Source organism: Acetobacter sp. DsW_54 (assembly GCF_002153575.1).
Taxonomy (GTDB): domain Bacteria; phylum Pseudomonadota; class Alphaproteobacteria; order Acetobacterales; family Acetobacteraceae; genus Acetobacter; species Acetobacter fabarum.
In genome coordinates this window covers 1-18,113 of sequence record NZ_JOPD01000009.1, presented here as the reverse complement: position 1 = coordinate 18,113, position 18,113 = coordinate 1, and the positions used below count along the sequence as shown (strand labels likewise).

16 protein-coding genes are annotated in these 18,113 nt (G+C 58.5%); 13 read left to right on the top strand and 3 right to left on the bottom strand.

Annotated elements, in window-relative coordinates; genetic code table 11:
* The first annotated feature begins 105 nt into the window (after nucleotides 1-105).
* The 10 genes from HK20_RS05485 to HK20_RS05440 all read left to right on the top strand — a co-directional run bounded on the left by HK20_RS05485 (nucleotide 106) and on the right by HK20_RS05440 (nucleotide 8,467).
* Nucleotides 106-1,635: a methyl-accepting chemotaxis protein gene (locus tag HK20_RS05485; RefSeq protein WP_086646085.1), complete on the top strand. Its 1,530-nt coding sequence runs from the start codon at nucleotides 106-108 to the stop codon at nucleotides 1,633-1,635.
* A gap of 77 nt (nucleotides 1,636-1,712) precedes the next feature.
* A complete protein-coding gene (locus tag HK20_RS05480) occupies nucleotides 1,713-1,970 on the top strand; it encodes an STAS domain-containing protein (RefSeq protein WP_233129091.1) in 258 nt (85 codons plus the stop codon).
* Nucleotides 1,971-1,978: 8 nt separating this feature from the next.
* Nucleotides 1,979-2,362, top strand: coding sequence for a response regulator (locus HK20_RS05475; RefSeq protein ID WP_086646083.1), 384 nt, complete (start codon nucleotides 1,979-1,981; stop codon nucleotides 2,360-2,362).
* 15 nt (nucleotides 2,363-2,377) lie between these two features.
* The gene (locus HK20_RS05470) at nucleotides 2,378-4,630 is read left to right on the top strand and encodes a chemotaxis protein CheA (protein WP_086646082.1); all 2,253 of its coding nucleotides are present in this window, start codon (nucleotides 2,378-2,380) and stop codon (nucleotides 4,628-4,630) included.
* A gap of 47 nt (nucleotides 4,631-4,677) precedes the next feature.
* A complete protein-coding gene (locus tag HK20_RS05465) occupies nucleotides 4,678-5,133 on the top strand; it encodes a chemotaxis protein CheW (protein ID WP_086646175.1) in 456 nt (151 codons plus the stop codon).
* Nucleotides 5,133-5,975: a protein-glutamate O-methyltransferase CheR gene (locus HK20_RS05460; protein WP_086646081.1), complete on the top strand. Its 843-nt coding sequence runs from the start codon at nucleotides 5,133-5,135 to the stop codon at nucleotides 5,973-5,975. Before HK20_RS05465 ends, HK20_RS05460 begins: the two co-directional genes overlap by 1 nt.
* A gap of 3 nt (nucleotides 5,976-5,978) precedes the next feature.
* The gene (locus tag HK20_RS05455) at nucleotides 5,979-7,019 is read left to right on the top strand and encodes a chemotaxis response regulator protein-glutamate methylesterase (RefSeq protein ID WP_086646080.1); all 1,041 of its coding nucleotides are present in this window, start codon (nucleotides 5,979-5,981) and stop codon (nucleotides 7,017-7,019) included.
* A gap of 88 nt (nucleotides 7,020-7,107) precedes the next feature.
* Complete coding sequence (locus HK20_RS05450; protein WP_025828767.1) at nucleotides 7,108-7,497, top strand: response regulator; 390 nt, start codon at nucleotides 7,108-7,110, stop codon at nucleotides 7,495-7,497.
* Nucleotides 7,494-8,054 carry a chemotaxis protein CheD gene (locus HK20_RS05445; protein ID WP_233129090.1) on the top strand — a complete coding sequence of 187 codons (561 nt, stop codon included), beginning with the start codon at nucleotides 7,494-7,496 and terminating at the stop codon, nucleotides 8,052-8,054. The genes HK20_RS05450 and HK20_RS05445 overlap by 4 nt, the downstream gene beginning before the upstream one ends.
* Nucleotides 8,055-8,080: 26 nt before the next feature.
* On the top strand, nucleotides 8,081-8,467 hold the full coding sequence (locus tag HK20_RS05440) for a hypothetical protein (protein ID WP_143221947.1): 387 nt from the start codon (nucleotides 8,081-8,083) through the stop codon (nucleotides 8,465-8,467).
* A gap of 59 nt (nucleotides 8,468-8,526) precedes the next feature.
* Here the strand turns inward: HK20_RS05440 and HK20_RS05435 are convergent, their stop codons facing one another.
* From HK20_RS05435 to flhA, 3 genes are all read right to left on the bottom strand, one after another.
* Nucleotides 8,527-9,813: an O-antigen ligase gene (locus HK20_RS05435; RefSeq protein WP_086646078.1), complete on the bottom strand. Its 1,287-nt coding sequence runs from the start codon at nucleotides 9,811-9,813 to the stop codon at nucleotides 8,527-8,529.
* Nucleotides 9,814-10,186: 373 nt separating this feature from the next.
* Complete coding sequence (locus tag HK20_RS05430) at nucleotides 10,187-11,047, bottom strand: hypothetical protein (RefSeq protein ID WP_086646077.1); 861 nt, start codon at nucleotides 11,045-11,047, stop codon at nucleotides 10,187-10,189.
* Between the two features lie 35 nt (nucleotides 11,048-11,082).
* Complete coding sequence (gene flhA / locus HK20_RS05425; RefSeq protein ID WP_086646173.1) at nucleotides 11,083-13,278, bottom strand: flagellar biosynthesis protein FlhA; 2,196 nt, start codon at nucleotides 13,276-13,278, stop codon at nucleotides 11,083-11,085.
* Between the two features lie 270 nt (nucleotides 13,279-13,548).
* On the opposite strand from flhA, the gene HK20_RS05420 reads away from it, so the two are divergent.
* The 3 genes from HK20_RS05420 to HK20_RS05410 all read left to right on the top strand — a co-directional run bounded on the left by HK20_RS05420 (nucleotide 13,549) and on the right by HK20_RS05410 (nucleotide 17,547).
* The gene (locus HK20_RS05420; protein ID WP_143296456.1) at nucleotides 13,549-15,123 is read left to right on the top strand and encodes a tetratricopeptide repeat protein; all 1,575 of its coding nucleotides are present in this window, start codon (nucleotides 13,549-13,551) and stop codon (nucleotides 15,121-15,123) included.
* A gap of 41 nt (nucleotides 15,124-15,164) precedes the next feature.
* The gene (locus tag HK20_RS05415) at nucleotides 15,165-16,763 is read left to right on the top strand and encodes a tetratricopeptide repeat protein (RefSeq protein WP_233129089.1); all 1,599 of its coding nucleotides are present in this window, start codon (nucleotides 15,165-15,167) and stop codon (nucleotides 16,761-16,763) included.
* 376 nt (nucleotides 16,764-17,139) lie between these two features.
* Entirely contained in the window at nucleotides 17,140-17,547 is a 408-nt protein-coding gene (locus tag HK20_RS05410; RefSeq protein ID WP_143296455.1) for a hypothetical protein, read from the top strand.
* Nucleotides 17,548-18,113 lie beyond the last annotated feature (566 nt).

Sequence of the window (18,113 nt, the reverse complement as noted above, 5' to 3'; positions counted from 1 at the left end):
GGGCCATTAAGGCCACGGCTGGCTGGCGTTTTTTCCATGTGCGGGAAGAATGATCAGGAGTTGCCGCGCAAGGTGCCCCAATAATATGAAGGAAGTTGCACTGATATGCTGCAATGGCTGAACAAGGACGCTCCGTTCCGCGAGAAGATTCGGGTTGTTATGCTGTGTCTGGAAGCATACTTCATGTTCCAGATCATTGTGGAGACAGTTGGCTTTTTCTGGCACGCGCCAGCGCATTACACGTATATCATCAACATGGCGGCTCTTGTTTTCGGGCAGCTGGTTGTTCTGCAGATTTGGCGGTGGTTCACAAGCCTGATCACCGAGCCGGTTGAAAAACTGGCCACGATGGGCGAAGAACTCGGCGACGGTGTCGCCCACAACAACATTCCCTTCCTCAAAAACAAAGACTGCGTTGGCCGCCTTGCCCGCATTATGGCGCGCTTCTCCCGTATGGTGGAAGAGCAGGCCACAGCCCGCCAGCGGCAGGAAAAAATGGCGTCCGAAATTCAGGGTGCCCTGACCGGCAGCCAGGAACGCGACAAGCACACCCATCTGGTTATCGAGCGTCTGGGTCAGGCACTGGCCGACATGGCGCAAGGTGACCTGCGCGCACGCATTGAAGACCCGATTTTTGATGGCGAGTTCGCCCCCCTGCGTGATGCGTTCAACCATTCCGCTTCCCGCCTGAACGAAGCGCTGAGTGCCGTTGCCTCCAACTCGGACCTGATCTCCACCGGTGCGGCAGAAATTTCCACCGCGTCGGACGATCTTGCCAAACGGACAGAAAAGCAGGCTGCCAACCTTGGGCAGGCCGCCTCCTCCGTGCGGACCATTACCGAAGGTGTGCAGAGCAACGCCAAAGCCTGTGCCGATGCCAATGCCGAAAGCCAGCAGGCGCTGGAAAAGGTCAAGGCCGCAACAACGGTCATGACCGAGACCACCAAGGCCATGGACGGGATCAAAAGCTCCTCCGATGCGATTGGTGAAATTATTTCGGTCATAGACGGCATTGCCTTCCAGACCAACGTTCTGGCCCTCAACGCAGGTGTGGAAGCCGCCCGTGCGGGTGAAGCCGGACGCGGGTTTGCCGTGGTTGCGCAGGAAGTGCGCTCGCTGGCCGAACAGTCCGCTACATCCGCCAGCGAGATCAAGCGTCTGATCTCTGTTGCTGCCGAGCAGGTGGCCAAGGGTGTGGATCTGGTGCAGCAGACCGGGCGTTACCTGAGCGACTTTGCCGGCAGCACCCAGAACATTGCCATCCGTGTTGAGGAAATTTCCTCCTCCACACAGGATCAGGCCCAGCGCCTGTCCGAAGTAACCGCCTCCATTGGCGGCATGGATCAGGTGACCCAGCAGAACGCCGCCATGGTGGAAGAAACCACGGCAGCCAGCCACAACCTGACCGCCGAAACCCGGACACTGGCAGCAACCCTCAGCCGCTTTAAAATGGATACGTCCGGTGTGCGCGCAAGCCGCCCGTCCCGTCCGGCCCTTGCCGCACCGCGCTCTGCCGCCCCTCGGCCCAAACCCGCGAGCCCGGCCCGTGTGGCGGCTCCGGCGCCTCAGGCCCCGGCTGCCCCCGCGCTGTCCATGCCCACCACATCTTCCGATGCAGGCTGGGAAGAATTTTAATGGCCATTATTCCAGCATGTCAGGGGCCGCTCGGCCCCTGCCTGTGCGGCTGACAAGGGAGCGGACCGTTGGCTAGTGTGACCTTACCTGAACGTCTGGACACCTCTGCGGCGTTTGCCCTGAAGAGTGAGATCGAACAGGCTGTTAAAAATGCGGGAGGCGAGCAGGTTTCTCTGGATGCCTCTGGCGTGACGTACCTCGGAGGTCTGTGCTTGCAGGTTCTCCTCGCCAGCAGATGCCCCCTTGTGGCGCCTTCGGAGCCAGTCGTGGAGGCGTACGGCCTTTTTGGCGTAAGTGCGTATCTGACTGAGCCGCTGGCGCCATTGAAGGAGTAATGAGGACTATGGTGGAAAAAGTGGGCATTCGTGTCCTGACTGTTGATGACTCGCGCACCATGCAGGGTATGCTCCGCAAAGCCCTGGAAGGGGCGGGGTACGACGTTATTCAGGGTGGGGATGGCGTGGAAGGGCTGGAAGTCCTTCAGGCTGCTGACCCCACGCCCAATGCGATCATTACGGATATTAACATGCCCCGCATGGATGGCTTTGAGTTTATCGAGGCAGTCCGGGCGCTGGAGCAGTACAAACATCTGCCAATGATCGTTCTGACAACGGAAAGCGATCCCGAGAAAAAAGCCCGTGCCCGTGCCGTTGGCGCGACAGGGTGGATTGTCAAACCGTTCAGCACAGACAGCCTTGTGGCGGCTATCCGCCGGGTGACCGCCTGAAGGAGAGAGACCAGCATGAGTGGTGACATGGACGATATCCTTCTGGTTTTTTTCCAGGAGTGTGAAGAGCAGCTTCAGGAACTGGAGCGTGGTCTGTCGGCCCTTTCGGATGGTGAATCCGGGAAGGAGACAATCAACGCCGTTTTTCGTGCCGTGCATTCGGTCAAGGGTGGGGCCGCGTCGTTCGGTCTGGAAAACCTTGTCCGCTTTGCGCATGTGTTCGAAAGTTCCCTTGACGGCCTGCGCTCCGGCCGTGTTGCCCCAACGCCAGAGATCGTCAAAACCTTTCTCAAGGCCATGGACGTTCTGAGCGATCTGGTTGCCGAGGCCCAAGGTGGGGCTACGGTTGATACGGCCCGCATAGACGAAAGCCGCGCTGAACTTCAGGCCATTATTGGCGAAGGCAGCGGCACTGCAGGGCAGAAGGAAGAAGAAACCGTCCCGGCTGATTTTACGCCTGTTCCGGTGGATTTTGAGCCGGTCATGGCCGATTTTGACTTCGGCGATTTTGGCTTTGAGGAAGAAGCTCCGGCAGAAGCGGCATCGCTTGTCGTGACCTTCAGCCCCCATACCGCCATGTATGACCGTGGGGATGACGCGCGTAACCTGCTGATCGGTCTGGCCGATGTGGCCGTGGCCCACGGTGGGGCAAGCACGGTCACCTGCGAAACCGCCGCCCTGCCTGTGCTGGACGCTCTGGAAACCGAAAAATCCTACCTGTCATGGCGTGTGGTTCTGCCCGCCGCCGTGCCGGAGGAAAGCGTGCACACGGTCTTCGACTGGGTGAGCGATGTGTGTGATGTCACCATCACGCGCGACGGTGGCCCCGGCCCCAGCGGCGGGGAACAGCCCGCCGAGGAACAGGCCGCCCCGGCCGAGCCCGAACAGCCCGCCCCCGTGGCAGAAGCCCCCGCACCGGCCCCTGTGGCGGCCAGCCCTGCGCCCAGCACGGTTGCGGAAAAAATTATGGCGGAAATGCCGCCCGCGCCAACCCCCGCCACTACGGCGCCTATTGCCGCTGGCAATGCTGCGGCCACACGCCGCCCGGTAGAACAGGCGACCATCCGCGTGGACCTGCACCGCGTGGACGACCTGATGGACCTTGTGGGCGAACTGGTGATTGCACAGGCCGCTCTGGAATCCATTGGCCAGCGCGAAGACGATGCCCAGCAGGAAATGATCAAGCGCATCGCCAGCATGAAGGCCCTGACGCGAGATATTCAGGACGCCGTCATGGCCGTGCGTGCCCAGCCTGTGCGCAGCGTGTTCCAGCGCATGCAGCGCGTTGTGCGCGAGGCCTGCTCCATGACCAGCAAGGACGTGGTGCTGACGCTGGAGGGTGAGGACACGGAAGTGGACCGCACTCTGGTTGAAAAACTGTCCGACCCGCTGACCCACATGCTGCGTAACGCCGTGGACCACGGGATTGAAAGTGCCGAGGCCCGGATTGCCGCTGGCAAATCCCCCACGGGGCAGATCCTGCTTTCCGCCGGGCATCGCTCTGGCCGTATTCTCATCACCATCAAGGATGATGGGGGCGGGATCAACCGCGAGCGCGTTCTGGCCACTGCGGTCAAGCGCGGTATTATTGCCCCCGATGCCGTGCTGACGGATGATGAGATCAATAACCTGATCTTTGCTCCGGGCTTTTCCACCGCCGCGACCGTGTCCGACCTTTCGGGCCGTGGGGTGGGGATGGACGTGGTCAAGCAGGCCATTCTGGGCCTTGGCGGGCGTGTGACAATCAGCAGTGTGGAAGGGCAGGGTACAACCTTCTGCCTGAGCCTGCCGCTCACACTGGCCGTGCTTGATGGCATGCTGATTGTAGCGGCCGGGTCCACCATGGTTGTTCCCGTGTCCTCCGTGGTGGAAACCATGATGGTCAACCACAAGGACATTTACATGCTGCCCGATGGCGCCAATGTGGTGTCTATCCGCGGGGCATGTATGCCGCTTATTCCGCTTGCCTCCGAGCTGGGGCTTGGCGGCGGCGGCACGGCCAGCCTGTCCGAGGAGGACGTGATCCTGGTTGTGGAAAACGAGTCCGGCGCACGCGCGGCCCTGATTGTGGAGGATATTCGCGATCAGGCACAGGTGGTGATCAAGAGCATCGAGAAAAACTACCGGCAGATGGCCGGTGTTTCCGCTGCCACCATTCTGGGCGATGGGAGCGTCTCCCTTATTCTGGATGTTCCCGCACTGGTTGCGAATGCTCTGGGGCGGATTGACACACGACCGTCGGATGTTCGCACAGGGCTTGCGGCATAAAACCCAACACCACATCAGCCGATCTGTATTTGAGTAGGAAAATGGATATGACGGACGAAGCCGGCGCGGACGCCAAACTTGTCAAGATGATCGTGTTTGCGGTGGGTGATCAGGAATATTGTATTCCTATCCTGAGCGTGCGCGAAATTCGTGGGTTTGAAAAAACAACAGCCCTGCCGTTTGCCCCGCATTATGTGTGCGGTGCAATCAACCTGCGCGGCATTATCCTGACCGTGATCGACCTTGCGGTGTACCTGAACGTGGAACCGCAGCCCGACAACCCGCGCCGCGTGGTGATTATTGTGGAATCCCGCAATGGCACCGTGTGTGGCCTGCTGGTGGACCGGGTGATCGACATGGCTGACGTTAATCTGGCCGATATTCAGGCCGTGGCGGAGGAAGATAGCAGCCTGAGCGGTCTGGTCATGATTGCGGACCGCATGATTGGCGTGCTCCGGCTGGAAGTTGTGGTCGGCCAGTTGGTAGGCGGGATGACGTCCTGATGGTTGACGCGCGTTCTACTGCCGAACCGGAGTATACGGACGCCGACTTCCAGATGGTGCGGCGGATTGCCAAGCAGGAAGCCGGGATTTTTATACCCGATTCCAAAAGTACGCTGGTGTATTCACGCGTTTCCCGCCGTGTGCGCGAAAGCGGGATGGAGAGCTTCCACGCTTACCTTAACTATGTGCAAAGCCCTTCTGGCCGGGCGGAAATGGAAAAGCTGGTCTGTGCGTTAACAACCAACGTCACCAGCTTTTTCCGTGAGCGGCCGCATTTTGTGCATATGGAGCAGAATGTCATGCCAGCACTTGCAGCCAAGCTGCGTAGTGGCGGGCGTGGGCGCATATGGTCTGCCGCATGTTCCACTGGCCCGGAGCCGTGGAGCATCGCCATGTCTGTTCTGTCGGCTTTTCCAGAGGCCGCATCGTATGACATGCGTATTCTGGCAACGGACATCAATTCCAACGTGGTGGCGCAGGCTGCTGCGGGAACCTACGTTGCCAGCGAGACGGATGGGATTTCCACGACCCAGAAAAACCAGTTCATGCAGGCCGATGACCGGGGAAACCTGACCTTTGTCGGCAATATCCGCTCGCTTCCGGTGTTCAAGGTGCTCAACCTGAATGCCGACTGGCCGATGCGGGGGCAATTTTCGGTTATTTTCTGCCGGAACGTCGTGATTTATTTTGATGAACCCACGCGGGAGCGCCTGTGGGGCCGTCTGGCCGACAAGCTGGAAAGCGGTGGGTTCCTGTATGTTGGTCATTCCGAAAAAGTGGCCAATCCCCGCCAGTGCGGCCTGGAGCAGGTGGCTCCGACCATTTACCGGAAAGCAAGCTGATTAATGGCCCAGCCAGTAAAAGTTCTGATTGTTGATGATTCACGCACGATCCGCGCGCTGATCAAGCGTTCCTTTGCACAGAACCCTGATATTGAAGTCTGTGGTGAAGCGGCAAACCCGCTGGAAGCCCGCGACCTGATTATTAAAGACCAGCCGGACGTGATTACCCTGGACGTGGAAATGCCGGGGATGAACGGCCTGCAGTTTCTGGAAAAAATCATGCGGATGCGCCCCATCCCCGTTGTCATGGTGTCCAGCCTGACAGCCAAGGGAGCGGATACGGCCATTACGGCGCTCCAGATGGGGGCGTTTGACTGCTACCCCAAACACAACGTGGCACCGGGGGAAGATGCATTTGCAGGCCTTGGGCGGCTGGTTGTGCTGGCGGCCCGCTCTCAGCCGGTTTCACGCATTCAGCGGCGCACACCTTCGGCCCCGGTCAGCCACGCGCAGACCACGTGGGGCAACTCGGTGGACCTTGTGGCCATTGGCTCATCCACCGGTGGGGTAGAAGCGCTGGAAGAAGTGCTTTCGGGGTTCCCGCAAAAGAGCCCGCCGGTTGTTATCTGCCAGCATATGCCCCCGCTGTTTACGGCCAGCTTTGCAAACCGGCTTAACCAGTCCATGCCCGCGCTCTCCATTGCCGAGGCGCAGGATGGAGAGGTGCTGCAACCCGGCATGGTCCGGATTGCCCCCGGCGGGGACCGGCACCTTGTGATTGATAACAGCGGCGGCAAATACATAACGCGGCTGATCAGCGGTGCACCCGTTAGCGGGCACTGCCCGTCGGTGGATGTGCTGTTCAAGTCTGTTGCCAAACATGCCGGGCGCAATGCGCTGGGGATCATCCTGACCGGCATGGGGCGGGATGGGGCCGAAGGGCTGCTGAACATGCGGCAGGCCGGGGCCTATACAATCGCGCAGGACAAAACGTCCGCAGTTGTTTATGGAATGCCACGGGTTGCGGCGGAAATTGGCGCGGCCTGTCAGGTTGTGCCATTGCGCCAGATCAGCTCTGCCGCCATGGCCATTCACGCGCGCTAACTTCAAAAAGGGCGGCTCTTAACCGCCCTGTTTATCCGCTGCCGGTCTTTGATGGCTGGAATTGAGACTAGGAATAAGGGGGAGACAAATGCCTGCCGCTTCACAAATCAAGGCCCTGATCGTAGATGACCAGGCCTCTATCCGTCAGGTTCTGGCTAACAGCATGGCCGAAATCGGCTTTACCAACATTGCCCAGCGCAAGGATGGTAAGGAAGCTTTGGAATATCTGGACCAGAACCCCACGCATCTGGTGATTTCCGACTTTAACATGCCGGTTATGGATGGTCTGGCCCTGCTGCGCGCCGTGCGGAGCAACCCGAAAATCCAGAAAGTGGCGTTCATCATCCTGACCGGCGAGGCCAGCAAGGATCTGGTGCAGGAAGCGGTCAAGGCTGGTGTTAACAACTTCCTTGCCAAACCTTACACCGTAGCCAAGCTGCGTGAGGTTCTGGAAAAGGTGTTCGGGCCTATCAAGTGAACGACCACTCCGTAGTTAAAACGGTTATTCAGGGAGAAGTAGAAATTTCTGGCGATCCGTCAGTGGTTTTTGCAACACTGCTTGGCTCCTGTGTTTCGGTCTGCATGTTTGACCCGCTTGCACGTGTTGGTGGCATTAATCATTTTTTGCTGCCAGAGGGGGGAGCGAGTGAATCCGGCACCGCCATGCGGTTTGGCGTGAACTCCATGGAAATGCTGGTCAACGGTCTGCTCAAGGCCGGGGGGCAGCGTAGCCGGCTGGTGTGCAAGGTTTTTGGCGGTGCGGCCGTAGTGCCTAGTCTGGGCCGCATCGGGCAGGAAAATATTCGTTTTGTAACCCATTATCTGGTGGATGAAGGTATCCGCTGCGTGTCCCAGAGCTTGGGCGGCACATTGGCCCGGCGTATTCGGTTCTGGCCAACAACGGGCCGTGCACAGCAGAATCTGGTGCAGGACGTACAGGGTATTGGCAAGCAGGAAGTCGCCTACAGCCGGCGTGAGGCTGAAGCAGAGCGGAAATGGGCTAGAGAAGCCAGTTCCGAGGTCGAGCTGTTTTAAAAGCCGGGCCGGAGAGGATGAAGAACATGGATGTGGTGCCCCCTTTGCCCCATGGTGCAGCCGGGACCGAACGCAGTATGCGCGATGTGATGGACCATCTGGTAGAACTGCTGGATGAGACTTATCAGGATTTTACGGGTGTGCAGCGCGTGGTAGGCGAAAACATGGCCGCCGCCCCGCTGAGTGATGCGGATGTGCAGGCCCTGCAACGGCTGGATTCCGCCACACAAACGGTAGAGGCCGTCTCCACCGTGCTCAAAAATCTGGTGGCCTCTTACGGGCAGACCGAAACACAGCCGCTGGATGTTGGTGTTCTGAGCCAGGGCGTTAAGCTCTGCCATGTTATTCAGGTGCTCCGTCATGGTGTGCAGGCGGAAACGGACAGCCATTCGGGCGAAGTGGACCTGTTTTAACGCTCATACTGCCCGTGCTGGCGTAAGCCCTGCTTACGCCACGTAGCGGGTTGTGCGGTTTATGCCCCGGCTTGTGGGGCGTGTGCACGGCCAAGGAGCCGCGCACGGGCCAGCCCCCACCCGACCATTAAAAAGACCCACCCTGCCGTGCGTTCCGTAAACAGGGAACTGGTCGAAGCAAGCGGCCAGAACAGCATGCATACCGTAATAAAAAGCATGGCCTGCATAAGGTCCCGGCTTGCAAGGGCTGCCAGCAGCAGTTTTTTCAACCACAGCAGCACCACACATACAAACAGGAACAGCCCGGAAAGCCCCGCTGTGGTGGCGATTTCCAGATAGGTGTTGTGTGGATGAATGGTGCACCCCGCGCCTATGTCCTGCCCGGCAACCATGTGAGCAAATTGCGGGATACCGTATACATAGGTTGTCTCGCCGCAATGGGCTCGAAAACCGTTATACCCCAGCCCCAGCAACGGGTGTGCATGAACCATGTTGAGCGCACGAATATAAAGCTGGCCGTAGGGGGACTGCGAAAAATGCCCGAGCTGCTCAAAAAAGCGCAGAACCAGCTTGTCGTAGGACGGAGGGGAGATAAACGGCAGAAGGGCCAGTGCCACAAAACCGGATAGTGTTGCCAGCAGCACCATGACCCGTGTGGTTTTAATGAGCATGGCGCACAGGAAAAATCCAAAAAACACCAGCAGTGCAGGCATTCTTTGCCCGATCATGACCATGGTCAGCAGTAAAAAGGACATAAGGGCCAGCCCTGCCAGCTTCTGGGCCAGTTCCTTTTTCTGCACCATACGCATGGGGTAGATCATCAAGCCGGGAAACATGATGATGGCGAGCGGTGGCCCGGCCCGTGGCTTAAAAAATGGCCCTGTAAGAGCACCATCCTGCCAGCGCGGGTAGCCCCACGGGTTCACCCCAACCAGATACTGCTCCCAGCACAGGCAGATAATCCACACCCCGGCCAGTGTTACGCACAGGCCCAGTAATTGCTGTTTTTGCGTGCTGTCCAGCAGCCATTCTTCCAGCGCTTTGGCAAAAACAAAATAACGCAGGAGCGCTATGGCCTCCAGAACGGCATGTGTGGACCCGTTGATTGCGGAGGAGGCAACAATAACTCCCCACAGGCCCAGAGCGTAAGGGAACCACCCACGCAGGAGGCAGCGGTAATGTTTTTCAAAAATGCAGTATAGCAAAAAGCTTATTGCAATAAACAGGATGCTCAGATCCGCTATGGCGCGGCCGCGTAATTGAAAAAAGGGAAGTAAAACGCAGAGCGCCAGAGAGATTTTTTTTAAATAAATATCACAGGACGTAAGGATTTTTTTTAAGGTCATGCCGGGGCTCTCCAATTGCACCGGATATTAAAAGACTCTGTGCGCAAAAGCCATTCTTAAACCACCTGCATGGAGCGCCGGTGTATGGGGGAGCAGGTGTGGTGGCCTGATGATGAAGGATTGTAAAAGAGGCTGGAACGATCAGGATTTTTCCAGGAAGGTTCCGCCGCCCATGCAGTTATTGTGCCTGCGTGCCTGCGTGCAGCGTAAGGGGGATGGGCTGCGGGTGTGCGGAAAAACCTGTTGTGGCTGGCTACGGTTTTGCCTGCAAACGGCCCGGAGTTGCACAGGCAGGGGAGGCGGAGCGGGGAGGCCACACAGTATGTAGCGGCCTGTGCCCGGTGGTTCTGCCCCGTGGTCTGCCCTCCGGTGTTCAGGAGGGCAGGGTGAGCAGGCGGTTTGCCAGAATGGGCGCGTTAAGGGGCACCAGCCCCCCCACAATGCTGGAGGAGCAACTGCCATAGGTCAGGGTTAAGCCACAGGCGGCTGCGGCAATAATGCCCCCCACCCGGCCAGCCTGATCCATTTTGCTGGCAACCATGGTGGTGGCGCCCTGCTGGGCAAAGGCGTAGCCAATATCGGCCGATTCCTCGGCATCCAGCCCGGCAGGCAATACCAGGCTGAGCGTTGCGCCAACGCGTTCGACCATCTGCATCATTCTGCCCATGCTGACGGGGGAATAGACGCAAATGCCCGGAAGATCGACCAGAATAGGCTGCCCCGGCTCCTTGTGGAGCACGGCATCGGCCAGTATTTCGGGCGAGTTACCCTGAATGATGGGAATATTATACGGCTGGAGCAGGGCCGAGAGCTTGGCAAAGCTGCCCGCTGTATGGTCGCACGCAATAATCAGCGGCGGCGGGCGGTCCTTGTGCTCTTCGGCCAGAATGTAGCGTGCGGCCAGCTTGGCCAGCACCAGTGTTTTGCCCGACCCCGATGCCCCGCCAAAGGCAAGGGGGGTCTGTGTGGCATCGGGCAGGGTGCCAAAGGAGAGCACATTGCTCAGCCCGTCGGCCAGTGTTTTGCCGGCAAGAGCCTGAATGAGTGGCTGCGGCACGGAATGCCAGCGCAGAATGTCCTCTACCGTCAGGTGGCTGACCGGCAGGGCCACGCCATTGGTCGCGGTTGTGCTGTCATCCGTGGCCTGTTCCGGCACGGCTGATTCCTCCCGCGTGTTTCCCTGACGGCGCTCCGCAACCTTCTGGCTTGCGGTGTCGGAGGGACTATCCTGCATATTCTACTCCCATGGTGCGGTCTTCTGGCGGACTGTCACGATATGGTCGCAACCGTCTTGATCCGGGCACGTGGGTATATCTCAGCTTGTGACAGAACGGAAATGGAAGGACGTACCCGTTCGACAATGGCGTGCATGGAATCTCTTACAGGGGAGGCGACAACAATAACCGGAATTTCGCCGTTTGTGGAAAGGGCGTTAAATGTATCGCGCAGTTTTCCCACAAAAACATTGAGCATGGAAGGCGGCATGGCCAGCTTACGGTCTTCTGCCGGGCCGGTAATATGCGCCATAAAATCCGATTCCCATTTGGGGGAAAGGGTTACAATGGGAATATACCCCCCCGGCCCGACCAGCGCGTTGCAGATCTGGCGGGACAGGCGCATGCGCACATGGTTGGCCAGCGGACCAATGCCGCGCAGGCCCATGCCGCAGGCTTCCTGAATGCTTTCCAGAATGGTGGGCAGGTCACGGATGGAAACACGCTCGGCCAGCAGGGCCTGCAACACGCGCTGCACGGTGCTGAGCGGCACCTGCGAGGGAATAAGGTCGTTGACCAGCTTCTGCTGTTCACGCGGCATGTCGTCCAGCAGGGCCTGTGTGGCCACATAGGTCAGCAGGTCCGGCAGGTTGCTGCGCACCATCTCGCTCAGATGGGTGACAATCACGCTGGCCGGGTCCACCACGGTGCAGTTCATGGCCATGGCTTTGGTCTTTTGCGCAGGGTCTATCCACACTGCGGGCAGGCCAAAGGCGGGTTCGGTTGTTTTTTCGCCCGCCACGGGGGGCGCGCCACCAGATGGGGTCATGGCCAGCAGCTTGTGGGGCCGGACCTCGCCCGAGGCGATCTCGATCTCCTTGAGCTTGATGACGTATTTTTCCGATGGCAGGTGGATGTTGTCCTGAATGCGCACAGGCGGGGTGACAAAGCCCATTTCGGTTGCAACCGAGCGGCGCAGCGCCTTGATCTGCTCGGCAAGCTGGGGGGTGTCGCCCCCTGTCAGGGGCAGCAGGCCAAAGCCCAGTTCAAGGCGGAGCAGGTCGAGCTTGAGAATGTCGGAAATGGGGGTGGCGGCAGCCTGTGGGGCAATTTCGGTCACGTCCCCATCGCTGTCGGCGGCGGGGGCGCGGCTGCGCAGCCAGGCACCCGTGCCAGCCGCCACTGCAATGGCCAGAAAGGGGAAGGCGGGCAGGCCGGGCATAAGGGCAAACAGGGCAGACAGCGCGGCCGCCACACCAAGCGGCTTGGCGTTGCCACTGAGCTGGCGGGCCAGAATAACGTCCGCCGTGCCATCCGTGCCGCCTTTGGTCACCACAATACCGGCGGCGGTGGAGACCAGCAGCGCCGGAATCTGGGAGACAAGGCCATCACCCACAGTCAGCATGGTAAAGGTGCTTGCGGCTTCGCTGAGCGGCATGCCGTGGCGGAGCACACCAATGGTCAGCCCCCCCACAATGTTGATGGCGGTGATGATGATGCTGGCAATGGCATCCCCGCGCACAAACTTGGCGGCACCATCCATGGAGCCGTAAAACGCGCTTTCTTCCTCCAGCTCCTTGCGCTTGGCACGGGCGGAGCGCTCGTTGATCGCGCCGGAGGCCAGATCCGCGTCAATGGCCATCTGCTTGCCGGGAATGGAGTCGAGGAAGAAGCGGGCCGCCACTTCCGCAATGCGCCCGGACCCTTTGGTAATGACCATGAAGTTCACGACCAGCAGGATACAGAAGATGATCCCCCCGATCACCACATCTCCGCCCATAAGGAACCCGCCAAAGGCCGCCACAACATGGCCTGCGGCATAGGGGCCTTCGCTGCCATGGCTGAGGATCAGGCGCGTGGTCGCAATTTCCAGCGAGAGGCGCAAAAGGGTGGTGAGCAGCAAAAGGGTGGGGAAGGAGGTAAAATCCAGCGGGCGTTCAAGGAACAGCGCCACCATCAGCACCAGCACCGAGGAGGTGATGGAGATGGACAACCCCATATCCAGAATAAAGGTGGGCAGCGGCAGGATAAGGATGGACAGCAAAAGCACCACGCCCAGTGCCAGCCCGATATCGGTCCCCGGAACGGCGGCACGCCAGGGCAGGGCTTTCCACCCGCCATTGCGCAGGGTGCCTGCCGCATGGGTCAGCAGGCGCGAGCCCGATGCAAACCTCAGGCGCGCGGCTGCGGTCTTGTCCGCCAGTTTACCTGCGGCGGCTTTTTTGACCGAGTTGCCATCGGCAGTATCCAAGAACCACGTTTCCTTTTGTGTTTCGGGCAGCACGGCCTGCGGCGGAGTGTGTGACGGTCCATCCTGCTGCGCACCTGAACCGGACAGCGCCCTGCAAAGCCATGCCTGTGCCCTGCCATTACAGTTATCATCAAGTGTAATTCAAGGCCAGAAAATGGTTCTGCCCGTACGGCCCCTTCCACCATGGGTATTGCGGCGGGTTGGGTATGGTTAAGTCGGGGCGGTATGGTAAGATCACCGACCATGACCACAGGATGCAGATAAGGCGACATGAAAGCGACTTGGGAACCTGAAAAAGCCAATATGCAAAAACTGGTGGCCCGCAAAGATGCCGTTTTGCAAAATCCCACGCCCATGAGTGTCGGCCAGCTCTGCGAGGAGCTGTGCCGGGCCGAACTGGCGGGGGAGGCGGTTAAACTGTCGCTGGAAATGGTGCGGCGTGAGCCCGATAACGTCGCTTACCTGCTGGTTGCCGCCTTTGTGCTGAGCACCCATGTTTTCCGTTACGATATTGCCGTGGCGCTGCTGCGCAAGGCCATGCTGCTTGAGCCTGATAACCCCGCCATCAAGATCATGCTCGCGCAGGCCCTGATTGTGAACGGGGACCTCGCGGGGGGCACGGCGCTGTTTTCGGACATCATCAAGCTCTATCCCAGCCAGCGTGTGGCAGCCACGGTGCAGATTGCGCAGGTTTTCCTGCGCATGGGCTACCCGATGGAAGCGTTGAACATCCTTTTGTTTGCCGTGCAGCAGGAGCCCGGGCAACCCGCACTGTATAATGCCGTGGGGTGTGCGCTGGGCTGCCTCAACCGCGCGGGGGAAGCCCTGCCATGGTACGAGCAGGCCCTGCGTCTGGCCCCGCATGATGAGGGCATCCAGCTTGGTGCGGCCATTGCCACGCTCAAGGCAGGCCATTACGCCAAAGGGTGGGAGCTGTTTGCCCAGCGCGCTCATAAGCTGACATCGGTTACAAAATGGTTTGCCCAGTTCCCCCGCCTGCAACCCGATAACGATGTGGCGGGCAAAACGGTTGTGCTGTTTCAGGAACAGGGGCTGGGTGATACGCTCCAGTTCATCCGCTTTGCCCCGGCTCTGGTCGCGCGCGGCGCACGGGTGACTGTGGCTGTGGGGAGCGCCCTTGTGCGGCTGATCAGCCAGTCCTACCCGGACCTGATCGTGCGTGACGCGGTGCAGTTCGGGCTGGATGAGCGGTATGATTACGCCCTGCCCATCCCTAACCTGCCCTATGTCACCCGGATGCAGAGCACGGCGGATATTCCCGATACAATGCCCTATCTGCGCGCGGACCCGCAGGACGTGGCGCGCTTTGCCGCCCTGCTGCCAGCAGCCGGGCCGCGTATTGGTCTGGTCTGGTCGGGGGACAGGCGGACATCCGCGCAGGATGTCATGGCCAACCAGCTCCGCTCCAGCACGCTGCCTGTTATGGCAGGCGCCCTGACCCCGGTGAATGCAACGCTGGTCAGCCTCCAGCTTGGCAGCCCGCGGGAGGATATGGCGGAATGGCATGGCCAGCCGGTCTGTGACCTGATGGACAGCGTAACGGACATGGCCGATACCGCCGCGATCATAGCCAGTCTGGACCTTGTAATTTCGGTTGATACGTCTGTCCTGCATCTGGCGGGCGCACTGGGCAAGCCGGTGTGGCTGCTCAGCCGGTGGGATGCCTGCTGGCGGTGGCTGGATAGTGGGGAAACCACGGCATGGTACCCCACCATGCGTATTTTCCGCCCGCAGGAGCGCTCCTTTGCTCCCGTGCTGCGCCAGATGGGTGAGGCCCTGCAAACATGGGTGGCCACATGGCACGCCACCCACCCCACGCCCTAGACGCACTGGCGACGCCCGTGGAGAAAACAAAGGACCAGCCAATGGAACAGCCAGCACAAGCCCCCGCCATAAGGTTGCCCAAAGGCATGACCGTGGAAGGGCTGTGGGAGGCCAGACAGGCCCTGTTGCAGAACCCCACCCCCGAAGGGCTTAAAAGTCTGGCAACGCTGATCTTTGATGTGCAGCAGTATGTTGCGGGCGAACGCCTTGTGCTGGACGTTATTGCCGCGCATCAGGACAACCTGCCCCTGCTGCTGGCTGCAGCCGATGTGCTGGCCACCTACACCATGCGCTACGATATTATTGTGGCCATTCTGGGCAAGGTGCTGATTGCCCTGCCCCATATGGCCCAGCTCAAGGTCTTTTTAGCCACGGCGCTGGTCACCAAAGGGGATGTTGCCGCTGGCCTGCGCATTTTTGCCGAGATCATGCAGCAGCACCCAGAACTGCATCAGGATGCATGCGAGCATCTGGTGGTGGCCCTGCTGGATGCGGGCTACGCGCAGGAAGGGTTTATGGTGCTGGACGCGTGGTTCAGGGATAAAAAACCGGTCACGACCGCGCTGCTCAACAATATGGGCTGTGTGCTGCAACGCCTGAACCGGTCGGAAGAAGCACTGGGCTGGTACAGAAAAGCGCTGGAAGCCGACCCCCATAATGCCAGCACGGGCATGGGGTATGCGGTGGCCCTGTTCAAAACCGGGCATTTTAAAGAAGGCGCACCCTATTACTTTGCCCGTGCCGGACTGGTGCAGGATACGGTCAGTTGGTACCTGTCCCTGCCACGCCTGCAAAAAGGGGACCCCCTGCAGGGCAGAAACCTGATTTTCTATCAGGAGCAGGGGCTGGGCGATACGCTCCAGTTCATCCGTTACCTGCCCATGGTTGTGGCGCAGGGGGCGCGGGTTACGCTGGTGGTGCCCACAACACTTACCCGCTTGCTCAGCCTTGCCTTCCCGCAGGTCCGGGTAGTGACGGAGCAGGCTTTTGCTCCGCAGGATGGGTACGATGCCATTCTGCCCATTCCCGACCTGCCCTTTGTCATGGGGCTGGAAACACTGGCCGATATTCCCGCGCAGGTGCCTTACCTAGGCACGGTGCCAGCCGATTGTGCGCGTCTGGCGGAACTGCTGCCTGCGCGGCGGCCCCGTATTGGCCTTGTGTGGTCCGGAGGGCGGCGCACAAAAGCCATGGATGTGCTAACCGACCAGCGCCGCTCCACAACAGCGGGGCAGATGCTGGCCGCCATTACCCCGGTGGACGCCACACTGGTCAACCTCCAGCTTGGCCCCCGCCGGGAGGACCTTGCTGCTTGGCACGGCCAGCCGGTGTGCGACGTTATGGACCATGCGCACGACATGGCCGACACCGCCGCCCTGATTGAAAATCTGGACCTTGTGATTTCGGTCGATACATCGGTCGTGCATCTGGCGGGCGCACTGGGCAAACCGGTGTGGCTGCTCAGCCGGTGGGATGGATGCTGGCGGTGGGGAGATGCGGGGGAAACCTCCCCCTGGTACCCCACCATGCGCATTTTTCGCGCGCAGGAGCGCACGCTTGGCCCGGTGCTGGAGCAGATGGGGGCGGCCCTGCGCACATGGGCTGCAACATGGCAGCCGGGTAAGGGTGCGCTGGACTAGGTCGGTCATCTCAGGTTTGGTTTTGTATGAGGCCGTTTGAGTGTGGCACTCTGGCGCGCAACGGAACGGCCCTTATCCACAGCGCGCGGGCTGGTGCAGGCATGCGCTGGATACGTGCAGACTGCCCGTTAAGGGCCCGCGTGCTGTAAGGTGCTTTGCGGGTTGCCTCTCTTACACGTCAAACCGTAAGAGCTAGACAACATAGCATGTTGCTGCTACTGGCCGAGGCTATTATCAATATAAAATATTGATTGGAATTAAAATGCCATTTAGAAAAACGCTTTATTTTTTCACGGCCTATTGTGCCGCGTTAGTCTTTTCTTATTTAATATTAATGAGATGTGAAAGTTATTTGTTTGGTTTGAGCATCTTTTTTGTGTCCACTGTTTTGTCTGCCCTGATTCCGATCGGGATGGTTTATTTTGTCAAAAAATATTCTTTTATTAAATCATCATTTGAAAATTTTCTTGTGGCCGTGATCGGCTTTTTTGTCCTGTTTACGTTTTCGGTTTTTGGGCCGGTCTTTATCGACAGGTCCATCTCCTACCATCTGGTGTTTTACGCCGTAGAGAATGGCGCAATTCAGGAAGATGTTTTTCAGAAACAGTTTGCAGATTCTGTTTTCCAAAAGCGGATCCACGATGCACAGATGGCCAAATTTCTCGAAAAAACGCCAGAAGGCACGTATGTCCCGACAAAAAAAGCATTCATTTTTTCTGGTATCATGAAGCTTATTGGAAAGCTGTCTGGATCAATGGATAATTACGATAAAACAAAGGTATAATATTGTGCAGAATTATATGCAAAGAAATGTAACTGTTTTAACATTTCTGTATTTTTTATTATTATGCGTGTTTTATAGATTCCATTATTATGTTCCGGACTTTGAGTTGTATTCCGGGTTCCAGCATAATTTTGGGCATTTTAGCAAAGACGGGTTTTCGACCTTATTTGTCAAAATCTCATCGCTTATTGCGCATTACCCAGCCAGCTCATTTATTATAGCCAGCATGCTCTTTATGGCATCCGGTTTTTTTGCAGTTAACTCTCTGGCATTCAAGTATATTGGTAAAAACGTTAATTCCGTAATTGTCTGTATATTCGTATCATCCTGCGGGATCTGGTACTATTTGAGCGGCAAGGTATATTACGATTTTCCGTTTACTGTGTTTTCTCTCGCCATTACCATTTACATTCTGCTCAAAGCATATTTTTCAGAGACCCATAAGCCCGTTCTTTTTTATCTTTTTGGCATGGCCTGCGGCTTTATGCTGTCTTGGAAGCCGTATAACATCTGGAGGGATCGAAGAACCGTTGATTGATGTGCTTGGCGGGTAATTTCTGGCTTTT

What these genes read in the sequence shown, in the direction of transcription:
- HK20_RS05485 (WP_086646085.1), top strand. Translation starts at nt 106, where the DNA reads ATGCTGCAATGGCTGAACAAGGACGCTCCGTTCCGCGAGAAGATTCGG.
- HK20_RS05475 (WP_086646083.1), top strand. Translation starts at nt 1,979, where the DNA reads ATGGTGGAAAAAGTGGGCATTCGTGTCCTGACTGTTGATGACTCGCGC.
- HK20_RS05470 (WP_086646082.1), top strand. Translation starts at nt 2,378, where the DNA reads ATGAGTGGTGACATGGACGATATCCTTCTGGTTTTTTTCCAGGAGTGT.
- HK20_RS05465 (WP_086646175.1), top strand. Translation starts at nt 4,678, where the DNA reads ATGACGGACGAAGCCGGCGCGGACGCCAAACTTGTCAAGATGATCGTG.
- HK20_RS05460 (WP_086646081.1), top strand. Translation starts at nt 5,133, where the DNA reads ATGGTTGACGCGCGTTCTACTGCCGAACCGGAGTATACGGACGCCGAC.
- HK20_RS05455 (WP_086646080.1), top strand. Translation starts at nt 5,979, where the DNA reads ATGGCCCAGCCAGTAAAAGTTCTGATTGTTGATGATTCACGCACGATC.
- HK20_RS05450 (WP_025828767.1), top strand. Translation starts at nt 7,108, where the DNA reads ATGCCTGCCGCTTCACAAATCAAGGCCCTGATCGTAGATGACCAGGCC.
- HK20_RS05440 (WP_143221947.1), top strand. Translation starts at nt 8,081, where the DNA reads ATGGATGTGGTGCCCCCTTTGCCCCATGGTGCAGCCGGGACCGAACGC.
- HK20_RS05435 (WP_086646078.1), bottom strand. Translation starts at nt 9,813, where the DNA reads ATGACCTTAAAAAAAATCCTTACGTCCTGTGATATTTATTTAAAAAAA.
- HK20_RS05430 (WP_086646077.1), bottom strand. Translation starts at nt 11,047, where the DNA reads ATGCAGGATAGTCCCTCCGACACCGCAAGCCAGAAGGTTGCGGAGCGC.
- HK20_RS05420 (WP_143296456.1), top strand. Translation starts at nt 13,549, where the DNA reads ATGAAAGCGACTTGGGAACCTGAAAAAGCCAATATGCAAAAACTGGTG.
- HK20_RS05415 (WP_233129089.1), top strand. Translation starts at nt 15,165, where the DNA reads ATGGAACAGCCAGCACAAGCCCCCGCCATAAGGTTGCCCAAAGGCATG.